This window comes from Scytonema sp. UIC 10036, from assembly GCF_009725235.1.
This window is the reverse complement of record NZ_WJFC01000007.1, coordinates 79,916-105,929: the sequence shown is the minus strand read 5'-3', so window position 1 is coordinate 105,929 and position 26,014 is coordinate 79,916. Positions and strand designations below refer to the sequence as shown.

Below are 26,014 nucleotides of genomic sequence, written 5' to 3'. Positions count from 1 at the left end.
GTAAGAGGGGAGAAAACTATTACTCCCTTTCCGCTATAGGATTACCAATCTGCTTTTCCTCTTTCTTAGTGCTCTTTGCGTCTTCGCGGTTCATTTAAATAGGTAATGTTTGGGTGGAAAGGGAGTAATTTCCTGAAGTTTTTATTCACCTTGACAGGGCATTTGTGGGCAGTGCCCATCCTACAAAGAGCGGTAATTTGAGAGCGCAAAGGGAGTAATACGCCTGAAAAAAATGGAAAAATGTTGAGTTCAGTTCTGTGTTTTGAGACATCCCCAAATGAATATAACCTCAGGTGCCAGTTATGATTTCGCTACCTAGCATTGATGGGAAAGTCAAAATCTACGAAAGCAGCAATTCTCTTGTTTTTCGAGGCATAAGAAAAGAGGATAATACACCTGTTATCCTCAAGGTTCTCAAGGAAGACTATCCTACCAAAGCTGAACTGATTCGCTACAAGCAGGAATATGAAATAACTCGCTCCTTAAATTTAGAAGGGGTTATAAAGGTTTACAGTCAACAGGACTATCAAAGAACTCTTGTCATTATTTTAGAAGATTTTGGTGGGGAGTCTTTACAGAAACTCATGCAGGAGTCCGGAGGGAAGTATTGCCCAATGCCCTTACCAGAATTTCTCCAAATTGCTATCAAAATTACAGATGCTTTGGGCAATATTCATGCTGCCAATGTTATCCATAAAGATATTAACCCAGGCAATATTGTTCTAAATCCAGAAACTGGGATACTCAAAATCATTGACTTTGGTATTGCTACCCAATTATCCCGCTCTCATTCTACGTTGAGAAATCCGAACGTCTTAGAAGGTACATTAGCTTATATATCGCCAGAGCAAACAGGGAGGATGAACCGAAGTTTAGATTATCGCACGGATTTTTACTCCCTCGGTGCAACCTTTTATGAACTGCTCACTCATAAGCTACCTTTTGAAACGACTGATGTGATGGAGTTAGTGCATTGTCATATTGCCAAACAACCTATTCCACCCCATGAGGTGAATTCAGAGATTCCCCAAGTGGTTTCCGCGATCGCTATGAAGTTGTTGGCAAAAAATGCTGAGGAGCGGTATCAAAGTGCATGGGGAATTAAAGCAGACTTGGAGGAGTGTCTAGTCCAATTACAACGTAGCGGTACAATAACAGAATTTCCCCTCGCACACAAAGATATTTCTGACAAGTTTCAAATCCCGCAAAAACTGTATGGACGTGAAGCGGAAGTAGAAACCTTACTGACAGCATTTGAGCGCGTGGCTCAAAGAGGAGAATATCCCAGTGACTATTCTTCAGTAGAAATGATGTTGGTTTCAGGTTACTCTGGTATCGGCAAATCAGTTCTGGTGCAGGAAGTTTATAAACCGATGACTAAACATCGGGGGTATTTCATTTCAGGGAAGTTCGATCAATTTCAGCGCAATATTCCCTACAGTGGTGTTGTCAATGCTTTCTCAGATTTAGTGCAGCAACTTTTAACCGAAACTGAATCTTGTCTGACTCAATGGCGAGAAAAACTTTTGGTAGCTTTGGGTATGAATGCCCAAGTGATTATTGATGTGATTCCTAAAGTAGAACTGATAATTGACAAGCAACCTCCTGTACCGGAGTTACCACCTGCTGAATCTCAAAACCGCTTTCATGTTGTGTTTCAACACTTCATTTCTGTTTTTACAAAACCCGAACATCCTTTGGTGGTATTTCTAGATGATTTACAGTGGGCAGATGCTGCAACGTTGAAACTCATTAAGTTACTGATGACGACATCAGGTAGCAAATATTTGTTCTTAATTGGTTCCTATCGTGACAATGAAGTTAGCGCGGCTCATCTGTTAAGATTAACCATTGATGAGATTCAGCAAAGTGGGGGAATTGTGAATAATATCTTCCTCTCACCTTTAAATTTACCCTGTGTCAATGAGTTAATTTCTGACACCTTCAAATGCCCTCCAGAAAGAACAATCCCCTTATCAGAGTTAGTGCTATCGAAAACAGACGGCAATCCTTTCTTTATAAATGAGTTTTTAAAATCTCTTTATGCCGAAAAGCTGATAGAGTTCGATAGAGAGCAGCTCTGTTGGCAATGGAATGTAGACCAAATTCTCTTTGCCAATTTAACCGATAATGTTGTCGAACTGATGGCTCTCAAGATTCAAAAGTTGAGCGCTACCTCACAGCGAACGTTACAAATAGCTGCGGCAATTGGGAATCAGTTTGATTTGCAAATACTGGCAAGTAGTCGTGGAAAATCTCAAAGAGAAACTGCACTTGACCTGCATGAAGCTATGGTAGAAGGTTTAGTCTTACCTTTAAGCGATGCCTACAAAGAGATTGAGCTAGATGTGTCCAGTTCGGCAGATGAATTAACGATTGAATATAAGTTTTCTCACGATCGCATACAGCAAGCTGCCTATTTCCTAATTTCTGAGGAGGAACGCCAAGCTGTCCACTGGCAACTGGGGCAACTCCTGTTGCAAAATACTCCCCAAGAGATGCGAGAGGCGAAAATTTTTGATATTGTCAACCAACTCAATTTTGGGATTGAATTAACCACAATTGTAAACCCGCCCATACAGTGGGATGAATTGGCTTCTTTAAATTTGATGGCTGGTAAGAAAGCCAAGGCTACTGTAGCCTATGAACCAGCGTTTAAGTACTTGAAGATTGCTATTGGACTATTGAGAGAAGATAGTTGGCAAACTCAGTATAAACTGACGTTAGCACTATATGTGGAATTAACGGAGGCAGCGTATTTGTGCGGAGACTTTGAGCAGGTAGAGAAATTAGTTAAGTTAGTACTGCAACAAGCCAAGACGCTACTGGATCAAGTGACAATCTATGAAGTCAAGCTCCGAGCCTGTATGCAAACAAAGCATATAGAGGAGGCGATAAAGACTGCGCTTTCCGTTCTCAAGTTATTAGGGATAAAATTTTCAAAAAAGCCGAGCAAACTGAATATTTTACTGAAATTGCTCTTGACAAAGTTGGCTTTAACTGGGAAACGAATTGAGGACTTAAGTAACTTGCCCCAAATGACAAATCCTTACAAGCTTGCAGCAATGCGTATCTTGGATAGGGCAACTTCTGCTGCCTATTTTGCTGCTCCATCTCTGTATCCAGTCATTGTGTTGAAACAAGTCAATTTATCGATAAAATATGGCAATGCTCCTGAATCTGCCTATGCGTATGTCGGTTATGGAGTCATTCTTTGTGGTGTACTGGGAGATATTGATTCTGGATATCAATTTGGACAACTCGCTTTGAATCTGTTGAAACGCCTCAACTATCAACAACATAAAACTAAGATACTTCAGATAATTAGTGCATGTATACAACATTGGAAAGAGCATCTTAGAGAAACAGTAAAATTTATGCATGAGTCCTATCAAAGTGGGTTAGAAACAGGAAATTTAGATTATGCTGCCTATTCTCTAAATAGTTACTGTTTTAATTCGTATTTTAGCGGGAAAGAACTCACAGTGCTCGAACGAGAAATGGTAACTCACGGCGATCTCCTTCGGCAAATAAAGCGAGAAGGTGCTGTTATAGCTAACAATCTGTATCAACAGGTTGTTTGGAATTTAATGAATTTGGCAGAAAATCCTTGCTCTTTAGTTGGTAAATTTTATAATCAAGGAGAAATGTTGCCATTTTTTATTAAATATAATAATAGAATTCACATTTATTTTATATACATACATCAGGCTTGTTTATCCTATTTATTTGGTCACTATCAAGAAGCTGTGAAAAATGCAGTATTAGCAGAAAAATACTTAGATGGAGTGGTGGGATCGATGGTAGTTCCTATCTTCTATTTTTATGATTCCCTGGCACACCTTGCGGTATATCCTTCTGTCCAAATATCTGAACATAAGCGGCTCCTAAAAAAAGTCGCTAACAATCAAAAAAAAATGAAGAAATGGGCACATCATTCTCCCATGAATTATCGGCATAAATTTTATTTAGTTGAAGCTGAGAAAGCACGAGTCTTGGGTTACATTCTTGAGGCTGAGGAATTTTATGAACTAGCCATTAAAGGTGCTTTTGACAACGAATTTATCCAAGAAGAAGCACTGGCTTATGAGTTGGCAGCCGCGTTTTATTTAACACGTGGTAGGGAGAAAACTGCCCAAAGTTATATGAAAGAGGCACACTATTGCTATGAGCGCTGGGGAGCTACTGCTAAGGTGAAAGATTTGGAAGCTAAATACCCGCAGTTACTGACTCAATCTCATACAAAAGACACGCGCACGACAAATCCTACGACTACAACTAGCAATAACTCAGGAGAGGCTTTGGATTTAGCTACGCTGATGAAAGCAAACGTTGCAATTTCTGGTGAAATTGTGTTAGAGAAGTTACTCGGTTCCTTGATGAATATCTTAATTGAGAATGCCGGGGCGCAAACAGGTTTTTTAATTTTGCATTCCCAGGTAGAGCCTGGAAACGAGGGTGAATGGGTGATTGAAGTCTCACAAGAGGTGGATACTAATGCAGCCATGGAAGCCAAAGCTACCAGGATATTGCAGTCAATTCCTATCGATAAACATCTCCCCGTATCAATTATTAATTATGTTATCCGCACTCATGAAAGTGTGGTTTTGAATGATGCTACCCGTGAGGGTAACTTTATCAATGAACCTTATATTAAAGAACATCAAACCAAATCTATTTTATGTACGCCGCTTGTCAATCAGGGCAACTTAGTTGGAATTGTGTATCTAGAGAATAATCTTGCAGTGGGAGCGTTTACTCAAAATCGAGTGGAAGTTTTACAACTGTTGTCTGGACAAGCAGCGATCGCTATCACCAACGCCAAACTCTATGCCGAACGCCAAGAAGCAGAGAAATTCTTAGCGAATTACAACCGAATATTGGAGCAGCAAGTCGCTGAGCGGACGCTGGAACTATCGCAGGAAAAAGAACTCCTGCAAGCCGTTATTGACTACATCCCTGTGATGATTACACTTTATGATGCAAACGGGCGAGTACAATTTGTTAACCGGGAGTTAGAGCAATTTTTAGGATGGTCTTCCACAGAACTTGAAGAAATTGACTTGTTGGCTGAATGCTGTCTTAATTTAGAACAGCGCGAGCAGGTTTTAGAGCATATGATAGCCGCCACTGGGAAATGGCTTGACTTTAAAGTCAGGACGAAAGATAATCGTTACGTAGATACGTCTTGGGCAAATATTCGACTTTCCAATGGGATGAGTATCGGCATTGGGCAGGATATCAGCGATCGCAAACTGGCTGAGGAAGCCTCCATTCTGGAAGAACGCAACCGTATGGCACGGGACATTCACGATACTTTAGCGCAAGACTTCGCCATCATCGCTTTACATTTAAACAATGCCTTACGAAAGATGACGGCAGATCTAGAAACTGCACAGTCGTGCATCCAGGCAGCACGCGAGCAAACCCGCTCTGGGCTGGCTGAGGCTCGCCGGTCAGTATCAGCATTGCGATCGCCATTGTTGTCAGGCGGTGGTCTACATAGTGCTCTCAATCGCCTCGCGACTCAGATGTTCTCACAAACCAATACCCACACTGTCTGTGAAGTCGTGGGCGAAGCATATGTGCTGCCAAAAGATGTAGAGAACAACCTGTTTCGTATCGCACAGGAAGCACTCAACAATGCTTTCAAGTATGCAAAAGCTAGCGAAATCCGGGTAAAGTTAGTGTACGAGAGCGGACAGTGCATTTTGTGTATTAAAGACAATGGACAGGGGTTTGAGGTCGGCAGTCAACCTGTTGGCAGCGGCTTCGGTCTACCTGGCATGACCGAACGGGCTGAGCACATCGGGGCACAACTGACAGTTTGGAGCGCACCGGGACAAGGAACAGAAGTAGTGGTGGTGGTCACAACTAAAGGTAAAGAGTATGAACCAGTCTGATGTGATTCGAGTCTTAATTGCTGACGATCATCCTATCTTTGGAGAAGCTTTGGCGAAATCACTTGGGGATGAGCCAGATATAACTGTTGTTGGGCATGCCCGTAATGGACGAGAAGCATTAGAATTGTTCCGTCAATATCAGCCAGATGTGACGCTGATGGATTTGCGAATGCCTGAAGTAGAAGGTGTGAGCGCGATTACTGCTATCCGCGCTGAATTCGACCAAGCTCGCATCATTGTGTTAACTATCTATGATACCGAGGAAGACATTTATCGTACACTGCGGGCAGGAGCAAAAGGCTATTTGCTCAAAGGCGCTGAGACGGACGAACTTCTGGCAGCTATTCGATCTGTTCATAGCGGTCAGCAGTATTTTGTATCCACCGTGATAGAAAAACTGGCAGAGCGGACACAGCGGTTAAGTAGCCAGGAACTGAGCGAACGGGAGTTAGAGGTGATTCGTCTGATGGTAACGGGTAAGAGTAACCAGCAGATTAGCACTGACTTAAATATCACTGAGCGCACTGTCAAGTTCCATATCAACAAAATTTTTAGTAAGTTAAACGTCAATGATAGGACACAGGCGGTGATTGTCGCACTGAAGCGGGGAATTGCCAGTCTCTAGTTTTAGGTGCGCGACCTGTACCAGAGGACAGTTTACAGCTGTTTGGTTTAGCAACTCAACACTGAATCCTGGGTCAGTGACACAGTTGGCTTAATTTTGTCCCGGTGTATTGGGATTGTTAGACGCCCCATATTTATAACTGAATTCAAGTGCATTGCAAAAGCTATTGAGCCTCGAAAGCAAAGCATTGTAGTAAGAGTAGGCATCGGAGCGCTCATGAAGAAGACGGGCATACAAGGTCAGTTCAGGCTCTGGGGCTAGACGATCTTTTGGGATATCCAAGCCAACTTCGGTTAAGCGCGTTGCGGCGATCGCAACTAACAAAGATGCAACTGTATTCGTCTCGCCATTGTGAAGATCGTCTATTCCTGGTAAGATTAAATCTGCTCCTGGCAACTCCTCTAGATTCATGATTGACCTTCCTCTGGTTTACCTTCATTTCGCTCGATAAAGTTCTCGACCCTGCTTCTAAGCATATCAGGATCGAGAGAAGGGAATCGCAGTAATTCGGGTGCAATAGCTTCAAAGCAATCACGTAACTCTCTCAAGGAAAATAATCTCTGCTCGTACATGGCTTGAACATCGTCTCGGTCACGGTCAAATCCTCTGGATAGTTTAGAAAGGGCTTGGGCTGTGAAGTCATAATGGTAAAACGAGATTTTACCTTGTTTGCCAATGAATACGTTTCGATCGCGCCACCCTGGAAGAGGAGGTAAGAAATCCTGGGGGGAAGCCAGTTCGATATTGATGTACAATTCTTGTTTGATTTTGGCAATTGCTTGAAAAATACCTGGAGGTTCAGGATCTAGACGAATATCAACATCAACCGTGGAATTACGCCATCCAATCAGTAGAGCACTAGCACCACCTGTAAAGTAAATGCACCCTGAACCCAGATCGCTTCTCTACCCAAAGCTTGCATAAGTCGTTCTATCTTCTCAGAGTCAACATTTGGACGCATATTTTTTGCCGTGATTCGCTTCCTTAACCAGTGTTGGCAAAGCCGATCTTCGAGCGACCTCTATAATAGTGTATAGACAAATAGCAGGCGCTTTTACAGGGTACAATTATCGCACGGAAAAGCCCCAATCAAGCGATTATAATAGGTTCTGCTATTAATTCAAAATTTGAGAACCAGTTTTTAAACAAAATTTTTAGTAAGTTAGACCTTAATGATAGGACACAGGCGGTGATTGTTGCACTGAAGCGGGGAATTGCCAGTCTCTAGTTTTAGGTGCGCGACCTGTACCAAAGGACAGTTTACCGTTGTTCGATTTAGCAACTCAAAACTGAACTCTGGGTCAGTGACACACTTGGATTTATTGACTAAATTGGGTCTATCAGGACTGGGAGCAACTCGACCTTGTAGGGGTATAGAGTAGAAGTTTTCATTCACAAGATTTTGCAAAAAGGAGGTTTCATAGCAATATTCTCGTCACCATCCTATGTTATCATTCTCAGAAGTACGAATGGGTCAGGTAAGCGATAAAGACAGACTGCTCGCACCGATAACAGAGCGCGATCGCATCCAAGGATCTTTGAGTTCCCCAGTGGTGCTGGTAGAGTATGGCGACTATCAGTGTCTCTACTGCGGTGAAGCTCACAGGATAATCAAGGAGATTCAGCAACAACTCAATAACCAACTGTGCTTTGTGTTCCGTCATTTCCCACAGACGCAGATACACCCCCAGGCTCAAAAAGCCGCAGAAGCAGCAGAAGCCGCCGATGTGCAAGGTAAGTTTTGGCAGATGCACGACACTCTGTTCGAGCATCAGCACGCATTGGATGACGGTCATCTAGTAGAGTATGCCAACGGTATAGGTCTCGATATAAGCCGATTTCTCCAAGATATGTCGGGACACGTTTATGCCAACCGGGTGACCGAAGACATTAGAAGTGGTGTGAGTAGTCATGTCAACAGTACACCAGCTTTATTCATCAATGGTGTTTGCTACAAAGATGCCTGGGAAATTGAGAGGTTACTAGCCGCAATCTTGAAGGTAGGAGATTTCTTGTAGATGTAGACGGGTGTTGGATAACATACGTGCAAGAACGAACAGATTCCTTATTCTACGCAACATCGACTAGGAGTTCAACTATGCATAATAGCTACCTACGTGCATTTAATATGAACTCTGCACAGGCGGACTTGGCTTGTATAGCTGCGATTTTCAATCGCTTGGTGTTTTTTCCAAATTCAGTAGACCGAAAAGTTTTGAAAGTTAACGAAAGAATAAGGATTTCATGCGACGTTATTGGAGCTTTCCATTACGTTTTTGAAGAGGTGTCCAAAGAAGAGCAAATCTCAACAAATGGAAAAACTCAACAAGAAGAAATCATATGATAGTTTTTCTACTATCTTTTGTAATTTATAGATGTGAATTATGTCAAACGAAGTTCAATTTTTAATGAACGTATTGCAAGCAACGGATGACAGTGGTGCTGATCCGGAGGCAGTTTACCCGTTGCTAGCAGCAAACATAGATAAACTTAATGCTACCTTCGTAGAAGTCTTACGGCGTTGGGCAACAGACGAACTTACAAGAGTTGAACCAGATCAAGCACAAGACATTGCTAGTAATATCCTAAGCTTCAGCTCTTTAATCCAGCAATTTCCCTTGGGTGACAGAGCCAATAACATAGAAATTGCGATTGCTGGCTATGAAATGGCACTCATTGTTTTCACCCGCGATGAGTTCCCTGAAGACTGGGCAGATGTGCAAAGTAATATGGGCACTGCCTACCGTGACAGAGTATTTGGTGATACGGCAGACAATATTGAAAAAGCGATCAAGATCCACACTGCCGTCTTGAAAGTCAGAACCCGTGGCTCCGAAGAATGGGCAGGAACGCAAATGAATCTGGGTGCTGCATATCTTGGCAGAATAGCTGGTAATACGGCAGACAATATTGAACAAGCTATCGTTGCAAGCAACGCCGCTAAGGAAGTTTTCACCCACGATAAATTCCCTCAGCAATGGGTGATGATACAAAGTAATTTGGTTATTGCCTACCGTAACAGAATTCTTGGTAAGAAAGCAGACAATATTGAAAAAGCGATTAAAGCCTGCACTGAGGCTTTGGAAGTTTGTAGTACTCGTAACGAGGTGGATGAACAATGGGCAGCAATGGCGCAAACTACTCTAGGAAATGCCTACTTTGAAAGAATATACGGCAACAGAGCAGACAATCTTGAAGAAGCTATCAAAGCATACACCGCCGCATTGGAATTTTACACTCGCGATGAATTTCCTCAACAATGGGCATTAGTACAAAGTAATTTAGGTGGTGTCTATCGTGATAGAATACACGGCAAGAAAGCAGACAATATTGAAAAAGCGATCACTGCTTGTAACGCCGCGTTGGAAGTTAGAACCCGCTCCTTACCCCAATCTTGGGCAGAGACGCAAACTAATCTGGGGAATGCCTACAGTGAGAGAATTCTTGGCGAGAAAGCAGACAATGTTGACAAAGCGATCGCTGCTTACACCGACGCGTTAAAAGTTTATACCCACGAGAAGTTTCCCCAACAATGGGCAACGGTGCTAACTAATCTGGGGAATGTCTACCGTGACAGCATATTCGGCGATAAAGCAGACAATATTGAAAAAGCAATCGCTGCCTGCACTGCTACATTGGAAGTTCTTACTTACGAGAAGTTTCCCCAATTATGGGCAACGATGCAAATGGATCTGGGGAATGCCTACTCTGAAAGAATCATTGGTGATGAAGCTAAGAACTTTGAAAAGGCAATTGTTGCCTACACCGACGCGTTGAAAGTTTATACCCGTGAGAATTTCCCCCAACAATGGGCAATGGTACAAACTAATCTAGGGAGTGCTTATTGGAGGAACAGAACACACGGCGATGAAACTGAGAATGTTGAACAAGCGATCGCAGCTTACAAAGCTGCATTGAAAATTTGTACCCAAAACGAATTTCCCCAACAATGGGCAATGGTACAAACTAATCTGGGTATTGCCTACAGTGAAAGAATACTTGGTGATAAAGCTGAGAATATTGAACAAGCGCTCACTGCTCTCACCAATGCGTTAAACGTGTTTAACCGCAATTCCTTTCCTCAAGATTGGGCACTAGTGCAAAATAATTTGGGCATTGTTTACTCGAGTAGAGGAAAATATCGCGACAAAGCAGAGAATATGGTATTAGCTTTCCAAGCATACAGCGACGCTTTGGAAGTTAGAACCCGTGATGCTTTTCCTATAAATCATGTGGAGACTAAATATAACCTGGGCATTCTTTATCAAGATGGACAACGGTTCACCGATGCTTACACTACCTTTAAATCTGCCATTGAAACAGTAGAATTATTGCGAGAGGAAATTGTTTCTGGTGATGAGACAAAACGCAAACAAGCAGAAAAATGGAATCAACTTTATCGCAGCATGGTAGAAGTTTGCATAGCACAAAATAACATTGCTGAAGCAATAGAATATGTTGAACGTAGCAAAACCCGCACCTTAGTTGAACTTATCCTTGAGCGAGACTTCAAAACCATCTTTTCCTCAGAAGATGCTAAGCAGTTAGAAGAACTTCGAGATAAAATAGCCAGCGGTCAAAATGAACTCCAGAATCGTACAGCCAAAAATCCAAAAGCTTTAGCGCAAAACCTCCAGGAGTGGCGACAGCAGCGTAACGATTTGCAAAACTCCAAGCTATCTGTTGGTTATAGCTTCAATTTTGACAAATTCCAAAAAAGTTTAGATGAGGGTACTACCATCATTGAATGGTATATTACTGGTACAAGCAAGACAGCTTTTGAGACATTTATTATTACCCACAATAGCCTCCAATGGTTTAATGTATCTAGCGAAGCCGATGAGAGGAATGCTTTTGCAAATTGGCTTAACGAGTATGGAGAGGCGTATAATGAGAAAAATAAATGGCAAAAAAATCTTAGCTCTCGCCTGAATCGTCTGGCTGAAATTTTGCATTTGGAAGACATTCTCAAGCAAGTACCAGATACTTGTTCGCGCCTTGTTCTCATTCCCCATATGTTTCTGCACATATTTCCTCTACATGCACTTCCATTAGCTAACGGTGATTTCTTATGCGATCGCTTCTCCAAAAATGTAAGTTATGCACCGAGTTGCCAGTTATTACAACAGTTACAACCATTGCAACGTCCTGAATTTCAACGTTTGTTTGCTGTACAAACCCCGACTAAAGATTTGTATGAGCCGTATGAAAAGGATTTAGGAGCCATTGCAGCTATCAAAAAACAGTTTAATAATTCTTGCATTTTAAAGAAAGCGGAAGCCACAAAATCAGAGATTTACTGCAATGAAGAGTTATTTAAGGCTAACTGTATCTTTTTCTTCTGCCACGGCTACTTCAATCCCGATTCTCCTCTAGATTCTGGATTACAGTTAGCTGATGAAAATTTGACTTTGAAGGATATAATTGTTAATTTCAAGCTAAATAACTGTCGCCTAGTGATGCTTTCTGCTTGCGAAACTGGTTTACCAGATTTCATGAATACTAGTGATGAGTACATTGGCTTACCTTATGGTTTTCTGTTAGCTGGTAGTACCAATGTAGTTAGTAGTCTCTGGACTGTAAGTGCCAACGCTACCGCTTTATTGATGATTAAATTCTACGAAGAATTACAGCAGCAAAATAATATTGCAGTCGCTCTTAATACAGCCCAACGCTGGTTACGTGATACGACAGTACAGGAATTTCGAGATTGGCTGGTGCAATCGCGACTGGAGAAAGTTTGGCAGAGACAATTGGATAAAGACTTTAATAAAATTCAAGCCAACCAAGGAGCAACTGTAAAACCCTTTGAGCAGCCTTATTATTGGGCAGCGTTCTGTGCTATTGGTAAAGGAGTGTAAATATGTCTATTTATGGAAACAGCATGCAGGCTTTTATTGATGTATTTAAATCTGGTTTGATTTCACCCGAAGAATGGAATGAATTTTGTCAACAGACTCAGAATCTGCAAGAGGATGAGGATATCTCTGAGGCGATAGAAAATTGGGTAGAATCTCGCCCTGAGATTTTAAAGGCTTACGAAGAGAGGCTGGAAGTACTCAATTCTTCATCCTCTGTGGACTTGGACACAAATCTGGGACCTGGTAATGCTAAATCTCCTACCCTGCCAGGTCAGCGTAGCCAATCTTCTAGGGAACTACTGGATAATGCTATCCCCAAAAAGAACCCTTCCGCATCCGATCCACCACCAGCTAAGCCGTGAAAAATTTCACCATCAGCCTCTACGCCTTTCATCTGCGCCATAGCCTCACGGATTCTCCTGATGAAGTTGATGCTAATGCTAATCTTTTGTGGGAGAATCTAGCTCAACTGGGTGAGAAATCACTACAGTTTCCTAAGTTGAAGAATTTACGGCAAAACCTGATTTGTTACCAAGATGACGAAAAATACGAACCCAAGCTTGAGCTAGGGCGACAAACAGACTGGTTGACTAATTTACGCAATCCAGGCAGCTTGAAATTAGGGAGTATTTCCACAGCAGAAAGTTTCAAAATTAAAGGCAATCTTCAGCCTTTCCTAGTGAACGATACCTATGCGGCAGATCTTACTCTATCCCCAGAACCGTCAAGCGTCTCGATTGACGCGTCGCAACTGCAACTTTTCAAATCAGATTGCCTGCTACCATCGAATATTCAAGCATCTCTGGGACATACTTTATGGATTTATGGGGAAGTGGATGCAAGTGAAGACTGTCAGGCACTTGCATATAAATATGCAGAGGAATTAGCAGGAAAAAACTTAAATCCAGTTCTGGTTAATCACGACAAACTGTTTGGTAGCCACCTATTTGAATACCAGGCAACTGACCCCAATGAACCGCATAATCTTGCTAAAGAATGTCAGATTCTGGTATTGCTGAATAATAGTAAAGCTGACACAGTAGCACTCGTAGGAAATGCCTACGACTGGCTGCTGAATTTGCTTATATGCCGCCATAAAATTCTCTACATTTACCAAGAAGCTTGTAAATACTACCCCAACGCACGGGAACTTTACAGCAAACTAGATAAACAAATGCAGGAATTCCAAAGCCTGATTGCTGACCCCAAAACTCGATTGGAGAAACTTAAGGAATTATTGACAAATACTCCGCTAGATGCTATTCGTTATGAGCGTTATTTCAGAGACTTGAAAGCCTACTACACAGCAATTAGTACTAATACTACAAACTACCGCACTTGCCTAGAAAAAATTAAGGCGATAGGCAATCATCCTCAATTCTGGGAAGATTTCCTGAATCGCAGTTGTCAACAATGGCAGAACCAAATTCAAATCTATAGTGATTATCTTGCCCCAGGTCAAGAACTTTTCGAGAAAATGATTGATACGATTCGCGGTATAGTGGAAATAGAACAAGCCGAGAGCGATCGCCGAAAAGAAGCAGACGATAAAATACGCGACGCCAAATTACAAAACACCATTCAAGCCGTGGGTGTTGGTATTGGTGTAGGGACGGGAGTAGCAGGCATATTTTCCCAAACATTCCCTTTAATAATAGAAAAAGAATGGGCATTACCTAGCAAAGAGCATCCCTTTCTTTATCCTCATCCTTTCTTGACTTCCTTTGGCGTAAGTCTGATGTTGGGCGCTTTTCTTGGGTGGCACGCTTGGCGTTATTTTAAACAACGCCTTGACAACAAACTACCTTTAGAAGCCTCATCTACTAATACTTTAGCTACAGCAAATTCTAATTCCAGTATCTTACCTCCATCTCAAAATTCTGAGTTTCCATCTATGACCCAAAAGACCGAAATATAACGAGTCATACCATTTCACTAAATGTTGGATACAGATGATACCCCTAGCCGCCCTTAGGAACGGGGGTTGGGGGGATCTGAATCTGTTGCAAGGTTAAAGAGAATTGGTATCAATTAGCCGCTATAGCAATCCGCGTATCATTTGTAAACAATGGATAATTTCGGAGGATGAGCCAGATATAACTGTTGTTGGGTATGCCCGTAATGGACAAGAACCATTAGAATTGTTCGGTCAATATTAGCCAGATGTGACGCAATAATAAGATACAGGCGCTGATTGTCGCACTGAAGCGGGGAATAGCCAGTTTTTAGTTTTACATGCCCGACTGTACCAAAGGACAGTTTTCTATTGTTCGATTTAGCAACTCAAGACTGTATTCTGAGTCAATGGCACAGTTGGGCTAATTTATTAAATTGAATATGTCAGGAGTTAGGCAACTCGACTGTTTAGTTTATGAGTAATTTGCAAGAATCTTTTCTATTTCTGTTCAAGAATTATAAGTTGATTTTGCTTGCACCTATAAGAGTACATAATAAAACATTCAAGGAGTATTCATGCATCTAATTTGATTTTTGTTAATACTTAAGTCGTGAAAGTAGAATACAAGCCATATAAGGAAGTTAAATAATCACAAAACCCCTTAGCCTAAATCGTTAAGTTAGTACAACAAGGAGAAAAATGATGCATTCCAATCTAATAGATGCAACCCGTAGAGATGTTTTAAGTTTAATTGATAAACAAAATGAACTTTTCCGTGAATTACTGCAAATTCCTGGTTTATTAAAAGAAAGCAGTGAAGATGGAGAACAACAAAGAACTGATATTCAGACAGTCCATAATTGGCAAGCTATTCTCGATAACGAGATACAAAAAGTGGATAAATTGGAAATGGTTTTGGCAGTAGTTGGCACCATGAAAGCTGGCAAATCAACTAATATAAATGCGATTGTAGGTTCACAAATATTGCCTAATCGTAACCAACCAATGACATCTTTGCCAACATTAATTAGACATCGGATAGGGCAAAAACAACCTGTCCTATTTTTCCAAAAACATGAACCTATTAAAAATATGGTTGATGAAATCAGAAAAAAATTAGTTAATTTGGCAGAAAATAACCAATTAAACACAGTAGAAATGTATACACAAAACGATGGAAAGCAGTTAGTTGAAAGCTTGATTACAGGTAATTTTGGTCAATTTCAGGAACTATATGAAGGGCAAGAGCACATCTTTCAGTTCTTAAAATTTCTCAATGATTTAATGCGGTTATCTGTAGACCCTAGTATTGGGGTTGAACCTCCGATTGAAGAGTATACCAGAATAGATGACCTACCCTCAATAGAAGTAGAATTTTTCCATTTAGTCAATAAGAAAGAAGTAATTGAAGGAAGTTTTGCTTTACTAGATACACCAGGACCAAATGAACTTGCCTTAGGTGAAAAATTACGTAAGGTATTAAGCGCTCAAATTGCTAGAGCATCAGCAGTATTAGCAATTGTGGACTACACCCAATTAAAATCTCAAGCAGAAGGTGAAATCCGTGAGGAATTAGCCAGCCAGATTGAGCAAACCGAAGATCGCTTATTTATCTTCGTCAATAAGTTTGACCAGCAAGATGAAAATAGTATGACAGAGGATGAAGTAAAACGCTATATTGCAGAAATCTTCATGGGTGGACGAGTTACACAAGAGCGAGTGTATCCTGTATCTGCACGTTATGGCTATCTTGCTAATCGTGCCTTATCTGAAATTAATCAAAATGGGTCTTTACCTGATTATAAAGTACATCGTTGGGTAGCTGATTTTGGTAAACAGGCAATAAAATACCGCTGGATGCAAGAAATTCAGAAAATAGATACTGTTACTACTGCTGCACAACAGCTATGGGAGGAAAGTTTGTTTGATCAACCGATTGATGAAGTAGTAATAAAAGCAGCCAAGACAGCCGCATTAGTAAGTATGCAATCTGCAACCGCAAAAATGCTTGATTTTGGTAATCAATTAGAAAATTTTTTAGAGTTACGACGTGGTGCTTTAACTAAAAGTGTAGCAGAAATTCGTCAATTAATTGACGGTTTTGCCCAAGATATTCAAGAAGTTGAGAAGGCTGAAGCCAAAGCAGAGAAAGCGTTAGAAGAAGTCATGGAAAACACTTTAGAAGCGGCTCAATTCAAGTACGAGAATGTTAAACAACTCTTGAAAGATGCCTTAGAAGCTTACTTTAAAGAAGGTAAAAGGTTAGAAGAATCAAAACTTAGGGAAAGGTTAAAAATAATTGAAACAGAAGCTTTACAAATGCGAAGAAATAGAGATATTTTAAACAGGATTTTTCGTTTATTTTATAATTCTCTTGAAGAAGAATATATTCAATTTATGCGTCGTGAAGCTGTGCAGAGATACCGCGATTTCGATCCGGAAAATCCAGTGATTAAATTTGATGAGCCAGTGCAGGCTGAAGCATTATTAGTTAGGGTAAATGAAAAAATTAGCTCTATTATTAATGATGCAGCAAAAGAGTTAGAAAATGCTTTAAAAAATTTATCAAAAGGTCTTGAACAAAGAATTCCTGAAACAATCCAAGAGGGCGTTCAAAATATACTTAAAAATGCTCAAGAGCGTTTACAAGGAGAGGGGTTTGCACTGCAATTTGAGGTGTCAGAGCTAAATCTTGAACGCGATGAAGTTGATATGGCTGAACTACTGCTGTCAAACTTAGAAACATCTAGCAGAACTATATATAAAAGTGGACGTAGAGAAAAAAAGGGCATTTTAAGTCGTGCTACTCGCTTTTTTGGTGAGGTTTTTAACAAAGATTGGGGATATGAGGATTACATTTATAGCGAGGAAGAGCGTATATATATTGTTGATATGAGGAAAATCCAAAAAAAGGTCTTTGAAAGTTTGGATACTAGTATTCAAAAACTAAGTAAAAACCACCAAATTTTCTTTAATCAAAGCTTGAAACCTCTGATAGAGAAATATTTCACTAATTTAAAAAACTATCTAGAAAAATTCCGAGGTGATCTAAAAGATAGTATTGATAACCAGAGATTGGATAAAGAAACTAAACAACAGCTAATGCAACGTATTCTTGAATTAAAAGAACAGACAGAGTTACATACACAAGATGTCCAAATCATTAAGCAGAATTTGAAATAATATGAACCATGGAGAAAATGAAATCACACTGTATGAACTGCGGAAACAACATCCGCAGTTAACAGAAAAAGCGATAGTCGATTATGTTAATGGTTTGGAAGTTCTAGATGACCATTTGCGATTTCGTAACCAGATTAACAATAGTTTCTTAACAAGGATTTGGGATTCTATAACTGCTAGAACAGCACAACGTCAACAAGTTATCGACATTAACTTTACTACCGCCCTCAAAACCGTCTCTGTTTGGCTACAAGACATTCAACTCAGTCAAGCTGATAGTGATATTGCTATTGCTCACATAGCTAAGAAGTTACGTGAAACCCGTGCAGGTTTAATGGGTCTACAACAGCGGCATCAGGAGCTAGCAGAAAAAGTTGAAGCAATTGATCAAAGTCTGGAAATATTTCAAATTCAGGTTGATAACCGTTTCACAGAACTAGAATCTCGAATCCAACAAGTTGATGCTAGAACATTAGCTAGCACTCATCTTGAACAAGTGTTTGACAAGTGGCAAGCAGGACGTTTAAATACTTATCCACTATTAGCACGACTCTATTTAGTAATAGATGAACTCCACTGGGGAGACTTTGGAACTTATTGTCGAAGTCGATGGAAATCCAGTGAAGTAGATAACTTCATAGAGCAGTTAGTTAATAAAGCTTGCAGTCAAATGAGACAAGATTTGAAAGGTGATATTTCTGAAATAACTCTTTCAAAAGAGTGGTTATCTCCCATTATAGCTTTACCTAAAGAGTTACGTGAAGTTTTGGGTTATTTAACTGATTGGGCAAGCCCACAAACTACACCTGTAACCTGGACAATCAGAAATACAGCTTTAGCTGAATCTTCTGTGTTAACACCTAATAAAATTTTTCCTGGCGTTTTTTCAGGGCAACATGCAATTAACCATTTGATGTATGAACATAAACGAAGAATGCAAATCAGCTATGACTACTAAATCTTCTCGACTAGGCTTAGTCTTATCTGGTGGTGGTGCTAAAGGTGCTTATCAAGTAGGAATCATTAAATACCTAGCTGACATGAACATTAGCATTGATGCTATCGCTGGTACCAGTATAGGGGCTTTAAATGGTGCGGTTATAGCCGCAGAGCCAAATCTCAAAATAGCATCAACATATTTACAGGAAATTTGGTACTCAATTGCTTGCAATAGTCCTATAAATATTAACAGATTAGAAACCATTGCTTATATTGGGTTAACATTATCTAGTGGACTTGTTCCACTATTAACTGGAACAATGAATCCATTATCAGCATGCAATCTTCAGACTCTATTCTCAGAAAATTTAGGTTTGATGGAAGAAAGTCCTATACATGAATTATTGGATAGATATTTAAACCTCCAAAAACTTCGACATGGCTTACCTTTATACGTTTCCGTATATCGAAGTGATGGTGGTTTAAATGACTTATTTTTGGCAATTTTAGCAGACAATAACTTGATGAATACTCAATCCTCGGATTTTTTGCATATTCAATCATTAGAAGAAATACAACAAAGAAATGCTATTCTAGCTTCAGCTGCTCTGCCTCTACTAATTAAAGCTAAACAAATTAATATTGAAGAAACTGAATATTTATTTTCAGATGGCGGTATGGGAGGTAGGAAAAATTTTCAAGGTAATACTCCTATCACTCCGTTAGTTAGCTTAGAAAAATGTACCCATGTTATTGTTAATCACCTTAGTGATGGAAGCTTATGGAATCGTCATGATTTTCCCAGTACCACAGTTTTAGAAATTCGGCCAGGCAGAGCAATAAAACGACAAGATAAAGTAAAGGATTTAATAGATTTTAATGCTAAAAATATTCAGTCCTGGATAGAGCAAGGTTACGAAGATGCCCAGCGTTGTTGTGAAGGGATTGCTGCTAGTCTCTATGGATTTCATATAGCGACTCAAGCTAAAAAGCAACGAGATGAGGAAATAAGTAAACTGGAGCAAGATAATTTTCATATTGATTAAAAATGAGCAAAGTAATGTGGCAATTAAGTCAAGTGGTGGATATATGTAGATACTGTGGTCATAACAGTTTCAGATGCTCAAATAGCATTGCAATTTAATTTCTAAGATTTGAATATATTCAAAATATAAACGTATAAACCTACTATTTTTGTCTAAAAGTATGAACAATTACAATGAGGACGAATTTAATCTTTGGAAAATATTTTTAGCAGCAACTTCAGCTGCTGCTGCCGGGGCTTCGTCATTTATTGACTATGTAAACTCTACTGATATAGACAATATAAGCTCTACCAATATAGAAGATACTGGCTTACAGCATGAAAAAGCACAGAGACTTTTTGAAAAAGCAGTTGCATTAACTCAACAAGGATACTATTGGCAAGCAGTTCCTTATTTTGAGCAAGCAGTTCCCTATTTTGAGCAAGCATTGCAAATTGATCCTCAAAATCTAGAGACGTATTTAATATTAGGAGATTATCACTATTCTATGGTTTTTTTGCTTGTTAAAGAAAGTCCAACAGGAAGCTATAACTCATTATGATAATGCTATTAGTCATTATCATAATGCCATTAACTTAGCAAAAACTCATAGTATTTCTGACGATTTCTTTCGACTCAAATTAAGTTTATCATTTAATGACAGAGGCGTAGAATTCGGGCTTATTGAAAGTGAAAATTACGAGCGGAAATAAGCCAAGTATTCTTATAGGAAACTAAAAAAGTAGAGTCAAAGCATTTCACGCTGAAAACAGAGGAATTTGGTATGGCACGATTAGCTCCAGAGTCTGACAAGCAATTTGTACTAGAGGTGCTGCAAACAACATTAAACAGTGCTGGCGATGCTGATATAGTTTACCCCTTATTGGCAGCAAATACTGATAAACTCAACCATATTTTTGCAAAACAGTTGCACTACTGGGCAACAAAAACCCTAGCAGAAATAGAACCAAGTACAGCGAAAGACATCGCCGAAGTCATTTTTATTTTTAGTAATCTCATTCAGCAATTTCCCTTGGGTAGCAAAGCCAATAACATCGAAATTGCTATTACTGGCTACGAAATCGTTCTTACTGTTTACACTCGCAGCGCCTTTCCTAAAAAATGGGCAGATACCCAAAATAATCTTGGATCTGTTTACCTTGACAGAATAATAGGAGAACGAAAGGAGAATATTGAATTAGCGCTCGCTGCTTGTTTTGCTGCACTGGAAGTAAGAACCCGCAACAGCTTTCCTAAGCAATGGGCAATGACGCAAATTAATCTGGGGAATGCTTACTTATACAGAATAATAGGAGAACGGAAAGAGAATATTGAATTAGCGCTCTCAGCTTATTCTGCTGCACTTGCCGTATACACACGCAGCGACTTTCCTCAACAATGGGCAACCACGCAAATTAATCTGGGGAATGCTTACTTATACAGAATAATAGGAGAACGGAAAGAGAATATTGAATTAGCGCTCGCTGCTTTTTCAGATGCACTGACTGTATACACACGCAGCGACTTTCCTCAACAATGGGCAACCACGCAAATTGGTTTGGGGGCTGCTTATTATGACAGAATATTAGGAGAACGAAAGGAAAATCTTGAATTAGCGATCAAAGCTTATTCTGGGGCATTGGAAGTATACACCCGCAGCGACTTTCCTGAAGATTGGGCAACAACACAAAATCATCTGGGGAATGCTTACTTACACAGAATATTAGGAGAACGAAAGGAGAATATAGAATTAGCGCTCGCTGCTTTTTTTGCTGCACTGTCCGTATACACACGCAACGACTTTCCTGAACAATGGGCAATGACGCAAAATAATTTGGCGTCTGCTTACGATGAAAGAATATCAGGAGAACGAAAGGAGAATATAGAAAAGGCAATTGCTGCTTATTCTGCTGCACAAGAAGTATTAACCCGATACGCCTTTCCAGAAAAATGGGCAGCCATACAAAATAATCTGGGAAATGCTTACTGTGATAGAATATTAGGAGAACAAGCGGAGAATATAGAAAAAGCAATCGCTGCTTATTCTGCTGCACTGTCCGTATACACCCGCAGCGCTTTTCCAGAAGATTGGGCAGCCACGCAAAATAATCTGGGGACTGCTTACCGTAATAGAATATTAGGAGAACAAGCGGAGAATATAGAAAAAGCAATCGCTGCTTATTCTGCTGCACAAGAAGTATTAACCCGCAACGCCTTTCCTGAACAATGGGCAATCACGCAAATTAGTCTAGGAAATGCTTACTGTAGTAGAATATTAGAAGAACAAGCGGATATAGAAAAGGCAATGGCTGCTTATTCTGCTGCACAAGAAGTATTAACCCGCAACGCCTTTCCTGAACAATGGGCAATGACGCAAACTGGTCTGGGGAGTGCTTACGGTCAAAGAATATCAGGAGAGAAAGCGCAGAATATAGAACAGGCGATAGAGGCTTATTCCGCTGCCTTGGAAGTATATACTCGCAACGCCTTTCCCCTAGATTGGGCGATGACACAATATAATTTGGGAACTCATTACTATCGCAGAATATTAGGAGAACGAGCTGAGAATATTGAATTAGCGATCAAAGCTTATTCTGCTGCACTGTCCGTATACACACGCGGTGCCTTTCCCGAACGTTGGGTAACAACGCAAACTGGCTTAGGGGTTGCTTACTCTGAGAGGATATTAGGAGAACGAACTGAGAATATTGAATTAGCTTACAATACCTTTGCCGATGCGATTGTAACAGTAGAATCTTTGCGGGGAGAAATCACTTCTGGTAATGAAAGCAAACGTAAACAAGCAGAAAAATGGCACCAACTTTATTTATTTATAGTAAGAACTTGCCTAGAATTGGGCAAAATAACTGAAGCTATTGAATATGTTGAACGTAGTAAAACTCGTAACTTAGTTGAACTTATACTTGAGCGTGACCTCAAAACTATTTTCCCTCTAGAAGTTGCCACTCAACTAGAACAACTTAGAGAAGAAATAGCCAGTGGTCAGTATCAACTCCAAAATGGCAAAGCCGAAAATCCAACAGATTTAGCCAAACATCTTCAACAATTGCGACAAAAACGCCAAGAATTACAAGACAGCGATCTACCTATTGGTTCTGGCTTTAAATTTGACCAATTTCACAAAACTTTAGCTCAAAAAACTGCGATTATAGAATGGTACATTACCAACGATAGAATTATCACGTTTGTTGTCAAACCTAAGGGACAAGAATTAAAATTTTTTCAATCAACAAAAGAAGAATTTAAGGAGTTATCTGATTGTGAAAATAAATATTTAGAAGCTTACTACAATCAGCAAGATAAACGTAAATTAATATGGCAGAATCAGCTAGAAGACCGCTTGAAAGAGTTAGCGAAAATTCTACATATTGAGGAAATATTAGAAAAGGAATTACCTACTGAAAAATACGATAGATTAATCCTCATTCCTCATCGTTCTTTGCACCTTTTCCCGCTCCATGCTTTACCTATAAAGGAATCATACCTAATCGACTTATTCCCCAACGGCGTAGGCTATGCACCTAGTTGTCAACTTCTGCAACAAGCGCAACTGCGTCAACGTCCTAATTTTAAATCTTTATTTGCTATTCAAAACCCTACAGAAGACCTTAATTACGCTAACTTGGAAGTAGATAACATTCTGCCTTTATTCTCTTCCCAGGAGGTGTTAAAAAATAGCCAAGCTACCAAAGATGCTTTCTTTCAAGCCACACCACAGTTAAGAGAAGTAAATTGTTTGCACTTTTCTTGTCACGGTTCCTTTAACTTTAAATCACCTCTAGATTCTTACCTACAATTGGCTAATTCATATACCTCTCCTGTTTTTCTCAATCCTGACCCCATCAGGCGCTATCTTTTAATTAAATTATTAGATGACTTTAAAGTATTAGATGAAGTATTAGAGCAAAAAGTTGTAGATTTAACTGAATGTCTCACATTGGGTAATCTCTTTGAACAAGATTTTGTCCTAAATCAATGCCGTCTCGTCGTTCTTTCTGCCTGTGAGACTGGGTTAGTTGAATTCGTTAATCTCAGTGATGAATACATTGGCTTACCCAGTGGCTTTCTGTATGCAGGTAGTGTCAATGTAGTTAGTAGTTTGTGGATAGTTGACGATTTATCTACAGCATTGTTAATAATTAAGTTATATCAAAATCTCAAAGATGGTTTAACTGTGGTTTGCGCTCTAAACAAAGCACAAATCTGGTTACGAAATGCAAGTGTAAAAGACTTACTAGACTGGAGTAAAACATCTAAAATTAATAAAAATATGGAACAAGAAATACAGGATACACTGGAATGTTGCAATCCCGAAGAAAGACGTTTTTCTTCTCTTTTTCATTGGGCTGCTTTCTGCGCTATTGGGCAATAAAATTATTTTTTATCTATATAAAAACAATCATGAAGTTTGCTGAACTTATCCAAAATTTTCCATATGCACTAAAGACTGAACCTCAGAAATTTAATATTGAGGACTTGCAAGACTTAGATAGAATTCTTGCAGACTTGGATCGTGAACCTGATGAAGTAATCCAGAAAGTTAAGAATTGGTTTATGAGTCATACAAATGCTAGAGATGATATAATTAGAATTGCATCTCCTACTCGCCAAGTAAATGTATTACCTCGCCAAGCACCAAGTAGGGAAGCCACTATTATTCAAAACTTATTTGAACTGCGAGAGACTAATCGAGAAGTTCTCCGTCAAAATAATCAAGAGCCACCAAAATCGGATGACAGGCAATGACATACAAAGTTTATGCACCTAATGTTCACCTCTTTGCATTCCACTTACGTGATGATTCTGGTTCAAATGAAAAATATGACAATCAATTACTTTGGAAGAAATGCGGGGAAATTTTTCAAAAATTTAAAATACAGCAAGACTTAAAAATTAAGGATGTTGCACCAGGTAGCCGTGTTGATTTGTTAGAAGAAGCAACTAACGCAAATATTGGTATGGCATTAGAAGGTGCAATATCATTAGAGACTAGCCAAAAAACAAGAATTACAGGTATTGCTTGTCCTTTGCAAATATATGATAGCTATGCTCTAGCTTTAAATCTTAGGGTTGATGAACTTGATGAAGCTAAGAATAAAACAGAGGAAGTAGATATAAACATTTTCAATAATTTTAATCCAGATAATTGCTTTTTGCCGACAAGTATTAATAGTTCTTTGGGACAAACCCTAATATTAACTGCTTGGCTATCCAAGGCTCAACAACAAGATTCAAAACTTTGGCGAGAGATTGCTGATAAATGCGTGCAGAATTTTTTGGGACAAAAAAGAGAACATCCACAACTATATCAAGAAGGACAATTATTTGACAGTCCGATTTTTGAGTATGGTATTCCTGATTCTCCTAATATTTATGAACATACATTAGTTTGGTTATTTTTTGCAGAGGAAGATGGTGATAAATATTCTGCCAAAGCTGATGAGAATCTAAGCTTGTTTTATCAAGAATTTATAGATTTATTTTTTTACCGTAATAAAGTAATTAAAGCTTATCACTTCAGTCGAGATGCATATAGAGATACTTATGAAGTATATAAAAAAATTAAACAAACAGTGCATGAGATAGTCAATATAAGATTGATTGAAAATAATTCACTAGTTACGAATACAAATAGAGATTTATCTTATGGACTAAACAATTTTAAAAACCAGCAGAAAATATTTACCCAAAATAAGATAGTACCAAAAGTCTCGAAAGAGAATAATTTAACAGTCTCGAATACAATTAGGCGATTATCTAATATTGAACTTAAAAATTATCAAGATAAACTCAGCATACTTCCCTTACTAGATTTACAGTATTATGAATACTTAACAGAATTCGATAAATATCGCATCACTATTGATACGAATACTAAAAATTACACAGAAAAGCTAAGACAGATACAAGAAAAGGCTTCAAATGAAAATTTACAGTTTTTATCAAATTTTAATCAAATAATATCCATTAATTTTTCTAACCAAATCCAAACAGATTTAGGTTATTTTGCACATAATTCTGGCTTAGTAGACAAAGCCATCACTTCAATTCGCGGTCTAGTAGAAATAGAACAAGCCGAGCGCGATCGCTCTTTAGAAAACACAATCCGAATATTAGGTATCGGCTTTGGTGGTGGTGCAATTATCTCCGGCGTAATCGTCCAACACATCGACAAAATCAAGATACCACTAATATCTCCCAACAACTCACCTAATCCCTTTTACGCATCTTTAATATTGAGTCTTATTGCAACATTAGGATTTATGGGCTTGGGCTGCTTGATAACTCAAGGTAATAGTATCCTAGAAAAAGTAAGTAGGAAGATGAGGAAGACAAACAATTAAAATTTCAAAATTTAAAATGAAGAAATTTACTGGATTATTGCTTCATTTGGATAAGTTAGTGTTACGAAGTTGTGATTAAGTAATAAGCAAAATTAGGTTACCATCTTAGCTAAAAAATGAAAAATGCTGGTGATTTGGAGCCACGCTTTTTTGATAAATTCTCACTAGTTGGTGTAATTTTTCAACTTCGTCTGGTAGTAGTGAGAAATTGGTGTT

Annotated in this window: 17 protein-coding genes and 1 pseudogene; 16 read left to right on the top strand and 2 right to left on the bottom strand. The window is 39.3% G+C overall.

Translation table 11 applies throughout. The features are described 5' to 3' along the window. Nucleotides 1-302: 302 nt before the first annotated feature. Nucleotides 303-5,903, top strand: coding sequence for an AAA family ATPase (locus F7734_RS05565; protein WP_155743742.1), 5,601 nt, complete (start codon nucleotides 303-305; stop codon nucleotides 5,901-5,903). Continuing rightward, the gene (locus F7734_RS05560) at nucleotides 5,890-6,528 is read left to right on the top strand and encodes a response regulator transcription factor (RefSeq protein WP_155743741.1); all 639 of its coding nucleotides are present in this window, start codon (nucleotides 5,890-5,892) and stop codon (nucleotides 6,526-6,528) included. The genes F7734_RS05565 and F7734_RS05560 overlap by 14 nt, the downstream gene beginning before the upstream one ends. Before the next feature lie 90 nt (nucleotides 6,529-6,618). Here F7734_RS05560 and F7734_RS05555 read toward each other — a convergent pair whose 3' ends face one another. Both F7734_RS05555 and F7734_RS63125 read right to left on the bottom strand, forming a co-directional pair. Continuing rightward, nucleotides 6,619-6,939 (bottom strand): hypothetical protein, encoded by a 321-nt coding sequence (locus F7734_RS05555; protein WP_155743740.1) that lies wholly within the window; start codon nucleotides 6,937-6,939, stop codon nucleotides 6,619-6,621. Continuing rightward, complete coding sequence (locus tag F7734_RS63125) at nucleotides 6,936-7,343, bottom strand: hypothetical protein (protein ID WP_347566134.1); 408 nt, start codon at nucleotides 7,341-7,343, stop codon at nucleotides 6,936-6,938. The genes F7734_RS05555 and F7734_RS63125 overlap by 4 nt, the downstream gene beginning before the upstream one ends. Before the next feature lie 326 nt (nucleotides 7,344-7,669). Between F7734_RS63125 and F7734_RS65955 the strand changes: the two are divergent. The 14 genes and pseudogenes from F7734_RS65955 to F7734_RS05480 form a co-directional block, all read left to right on the top strand. Continuing rightward, a pseudogene (locus tag F7734_RS65955) lies at nucleotides 7,670-7,756 on the top strand (DNA-binding response regulator); the annotation flags it as partial. Nucleotides 7,757-7,997: 241 nt separating this feature from the next. Then, on the top strand, nucleotides 7,998-8,546 hold the full coding sequence (locus F7734_RS05540) for a DsbA family protein (protein WP_155743739.1): 549 nt from the start codon (nucleotides 7,998-8,000) through the stop codon (nucleotides 8,544-8,546). A gap of 80 nt (nucleotides 8,547-8,626) precedes the next feature. Next, on the top strand, nucleotides 8,627-8,872 hold the full coding sequence (locus F7734_RS05535) for a hypothetical protein (RefSeq protein WP_155743738.1): 246 nt from the start codon (nucleotides 8,627-8,629) through the stop codon (nucleotides 8,870-8,872). A gap of 40 nt (nucleotides 8,873-8,912) precedes the next feature. Continuing rightward, complete coding sequence (locus F7734_RS05530; RefSeq protein WP_155743737.1) at nucleotides 8,913-12,389, top strand: CHAT domain-containing tetratricopeptide repeat protein; 3,477 nt, start codon at nucleotides 8,913-8,915, stop codon at nucleotides 12,387-12,389. 2 nt (nucleotides 12,390-12,391) lie between these two features. After that, the gene (locus F7734_RS05525) at nucleotides 12,392-12,751 is read left to right on the top strand and encodes a hypothetical protein (protein WP_155743736.1); all 360 of its coding nucleotides are present in this window, start codon (nucleotides 12,392-12,394) and stop codon (nucleotides 12,749-12,751) included. Next, nucleotides 12,748-14,307: a hypothetical protein gene (locus F7734_RS05520; protein ID WP_207714024.1), complete on the top strand. Its 1,560-nt coding sequence runs from the start codon at nucleotides 12,748-12,750 to the stop codon at nucleotides 14,305-14,307. The genes F7734_RS05525 and F7734_RS05520 overlap by 4 nt, the downstream gene beginning before the upstream one ends. 103 nt (nucleotides 14,308-14,410) lie before the next feature. Next, a complete protein-coding gene (locus F7734_RS05515) occupies nucleotides 14,411-14,548 on the top strand; it encodes a hypothetical protein (RefSeq protein ID WP_155743735.1) in 138 nt (45 codons plus the stop codon). Between the two features lie 437 nt (nucleotides 14,549-14,985). Beyond that, on the top strand, nucleotides 14,986-17,469 hold the full coding sequence (locus F7734_RS05510; RefSeq protein WP_155743734.1) for a dynamin family protein: 2,484 nt from the start codon (nucleotides 14,986-14,988) through the stop codon (nucleotides 17,467-17,469). 1 nt (nucleotide 17,470) lies between these two features. Continuing rightward, nucleotides 17,471-18,427 (top strand): diguanylate cyclase regulator RdcB family protein, encoded by a 957-nt coding sequence (locus tag F7734_RS05505; RefSeq protein WP_155743733.1) that lies wholly within the window; start codon nucleotides 17,471-17,473, stop codon nucleotides 18,425-18,427. Beyond that, the gene (locus F7734_RS05500; protein ID WP_166481743.1) at nucleotides 18,417-19,454 is read left to right on the top strand and encodes a patatin-like phospholipase family protein; all 1,038 of its coding nucleotides are present in this window, start codon (nucleotides 18,417-18,419) and stop codon (nucleotides 19,452-19,454) included. The genes F7734_RS05505 and F7734_RS05500 overlap by 11 nt, the downstream gene beginning before the upstream one ends. Nucleotides 19,455-19,614: 160 nt before the next feature. Further along, on the top strand, nucleotides 19,615-19,995 hold the full coding sequence (locus F7734_RS05495) for a hypothetical protein (protein ID WP_155743731.1): 381 nt from the start codon (nucleotides 19,615-19,617) through the stop codon (nucleotides 19,993-19,995). A 222-nt stretch (nucleotides 19,996-20,217) separates the two neighbouring features. After that, complete coding sequence (locus tag F7734_RS05490) at nucleotides 20,218-23,826, top strand: CHAT domain-containing protein (RefSeq protein ID WP_155743730.1); 3,609 nt, start codon at nucleotides 20,218-20,220, stop codon at nucleotides 23,824-23,826. Nucleotides 23,827-23,855: 29 nt separating this feature from the next. Then, a complete protein-coding gene (locus tag F7734_RS05485; RefSeq protein ID WP_155743729.1) occupies nucleotides 23,856-24,200 on the top strand; it encodes a hypothetical protein in 345 nt (114 codons plus the stop codon). Continuing rightward, complete coding sequence (locus F7734_RS05480; protein ID WP_155743728.1) at nucleotides 24,197-25,798, top strand: hypothetical protein; 1,602 nt, start codon at nucleotides 24,197-24,199, stop codon at nucleotides 25,796-25,798. The genes F7734_RS05485 and F7734_RS05480 overlap by 4 nt, the downstream gene beginning before the upstream one ends. Nucleotides 25,799-26,014 lie beyond the last annotated feature (216 nt).

What these genes read in the sequence shown, in the direction of transcription:
- F7734_RS05565 (WP_155743742.1), top strand. Translation starts at nt 303, where the DNA reads ATGATTTCGCTACCTAGCATTGATGGGAAAGTCAAAATCTACGAAAGC.
- F7734_RS05560 (WP_155743741.1), top strand. Translation starts at nt 5,890, where the DNA reads ATGAACCAGTCTGATGTGATTCGAGTCTTAATTGCTGACGATCATCCT.
- F7734_RS05555 (WP_155743740.1), bottom strand. Translation starts at nt 6,939, where the DNA reads ATGAATCTAGAGGAGTTGCCAGGAGCAGATTTAATCTTACCAGGAATA.
- F7734_RS05540 (WP_155743739.1), top strand. Translation starts at nt 7,998, where the DNA reads ATGGGTCAGGTAAGCGATAAAGACAGACTGCTCGCACCGATAACAGAG.
- F7734_RS05535 (WP_155743738.1), top strand. Translation starts at nt 8,627, where the DNA reads ATGCATAATAGCTACCTACGTGCATTTAATATGAACTCTGCACAGGCG.
- F7734_RS05530 (WP_155743737.1), top strand. Translation starts at nt 8,913, where the DNA reads ATGTCAAACGAAGTTCAATTTTTAATGAACGTATTGCAAGCAACGGAT.
- F7734_RS05525 (WP_155743736.1), top strand. Translation starts at nt 12,392, where the DNA reads ATGTCTATTTATGGAAACAGCATGCAGGCTTTTATTGATGTATTTAAA.
- F7734_RS05510 (WP_155743734.1), top strand. Translation starts at nt 14,986, where the DNA reads ATGATGCATTCCAATCTAATAGATGCAACCCGTAGAGATGTTTTAAGT.
- F7734_RS05505 (WP_155743733.1), top strand. Translation starts at nt 17,471, where the DNA reads ATGAACCATGGAGAAAATGAAATCACACTGTATGAACTGCGGAAACAA.
- F7734_RS05500 (WP_166481743.1), top strand. Translation starts at nt 18,417, where the DNA reads ATGACTACTAAATCTTCTCGACTAGGCTTAGTCTTATCTGGTGGTGGT.
- F7734_RS05495 (WP_155743731.1), top strand. Translation starts at nt 19,615, where the DNA reads ATGAACAATTACAATGAGGACGAATTTAATCTTTGGAAAATATTTTTA.
- F7734_RS05490 (WP_155743730.1), top strand. Translation starts at nt 20,218, where the DNA reads ATGGCACGATTAGCTCCAGAGTCTGACAAGCAATTTGTACTAGAGGTG.
- F7734_RS05485 (WP_155743729.1), top strand. Translation starts at nt 23,856, where the DNA reads ATGAAGTTTGCTGAACTTATCCAAAATTTTCCATATGCACTAAAGACT.
- F7734_RS05480 (WP_155743728.1), top strand. Translation starts at nt 24,197, where the DNA reads ATGACATACAAAGTTTATGCACCTAATGTTCACCTCTTTGCATTCCAC.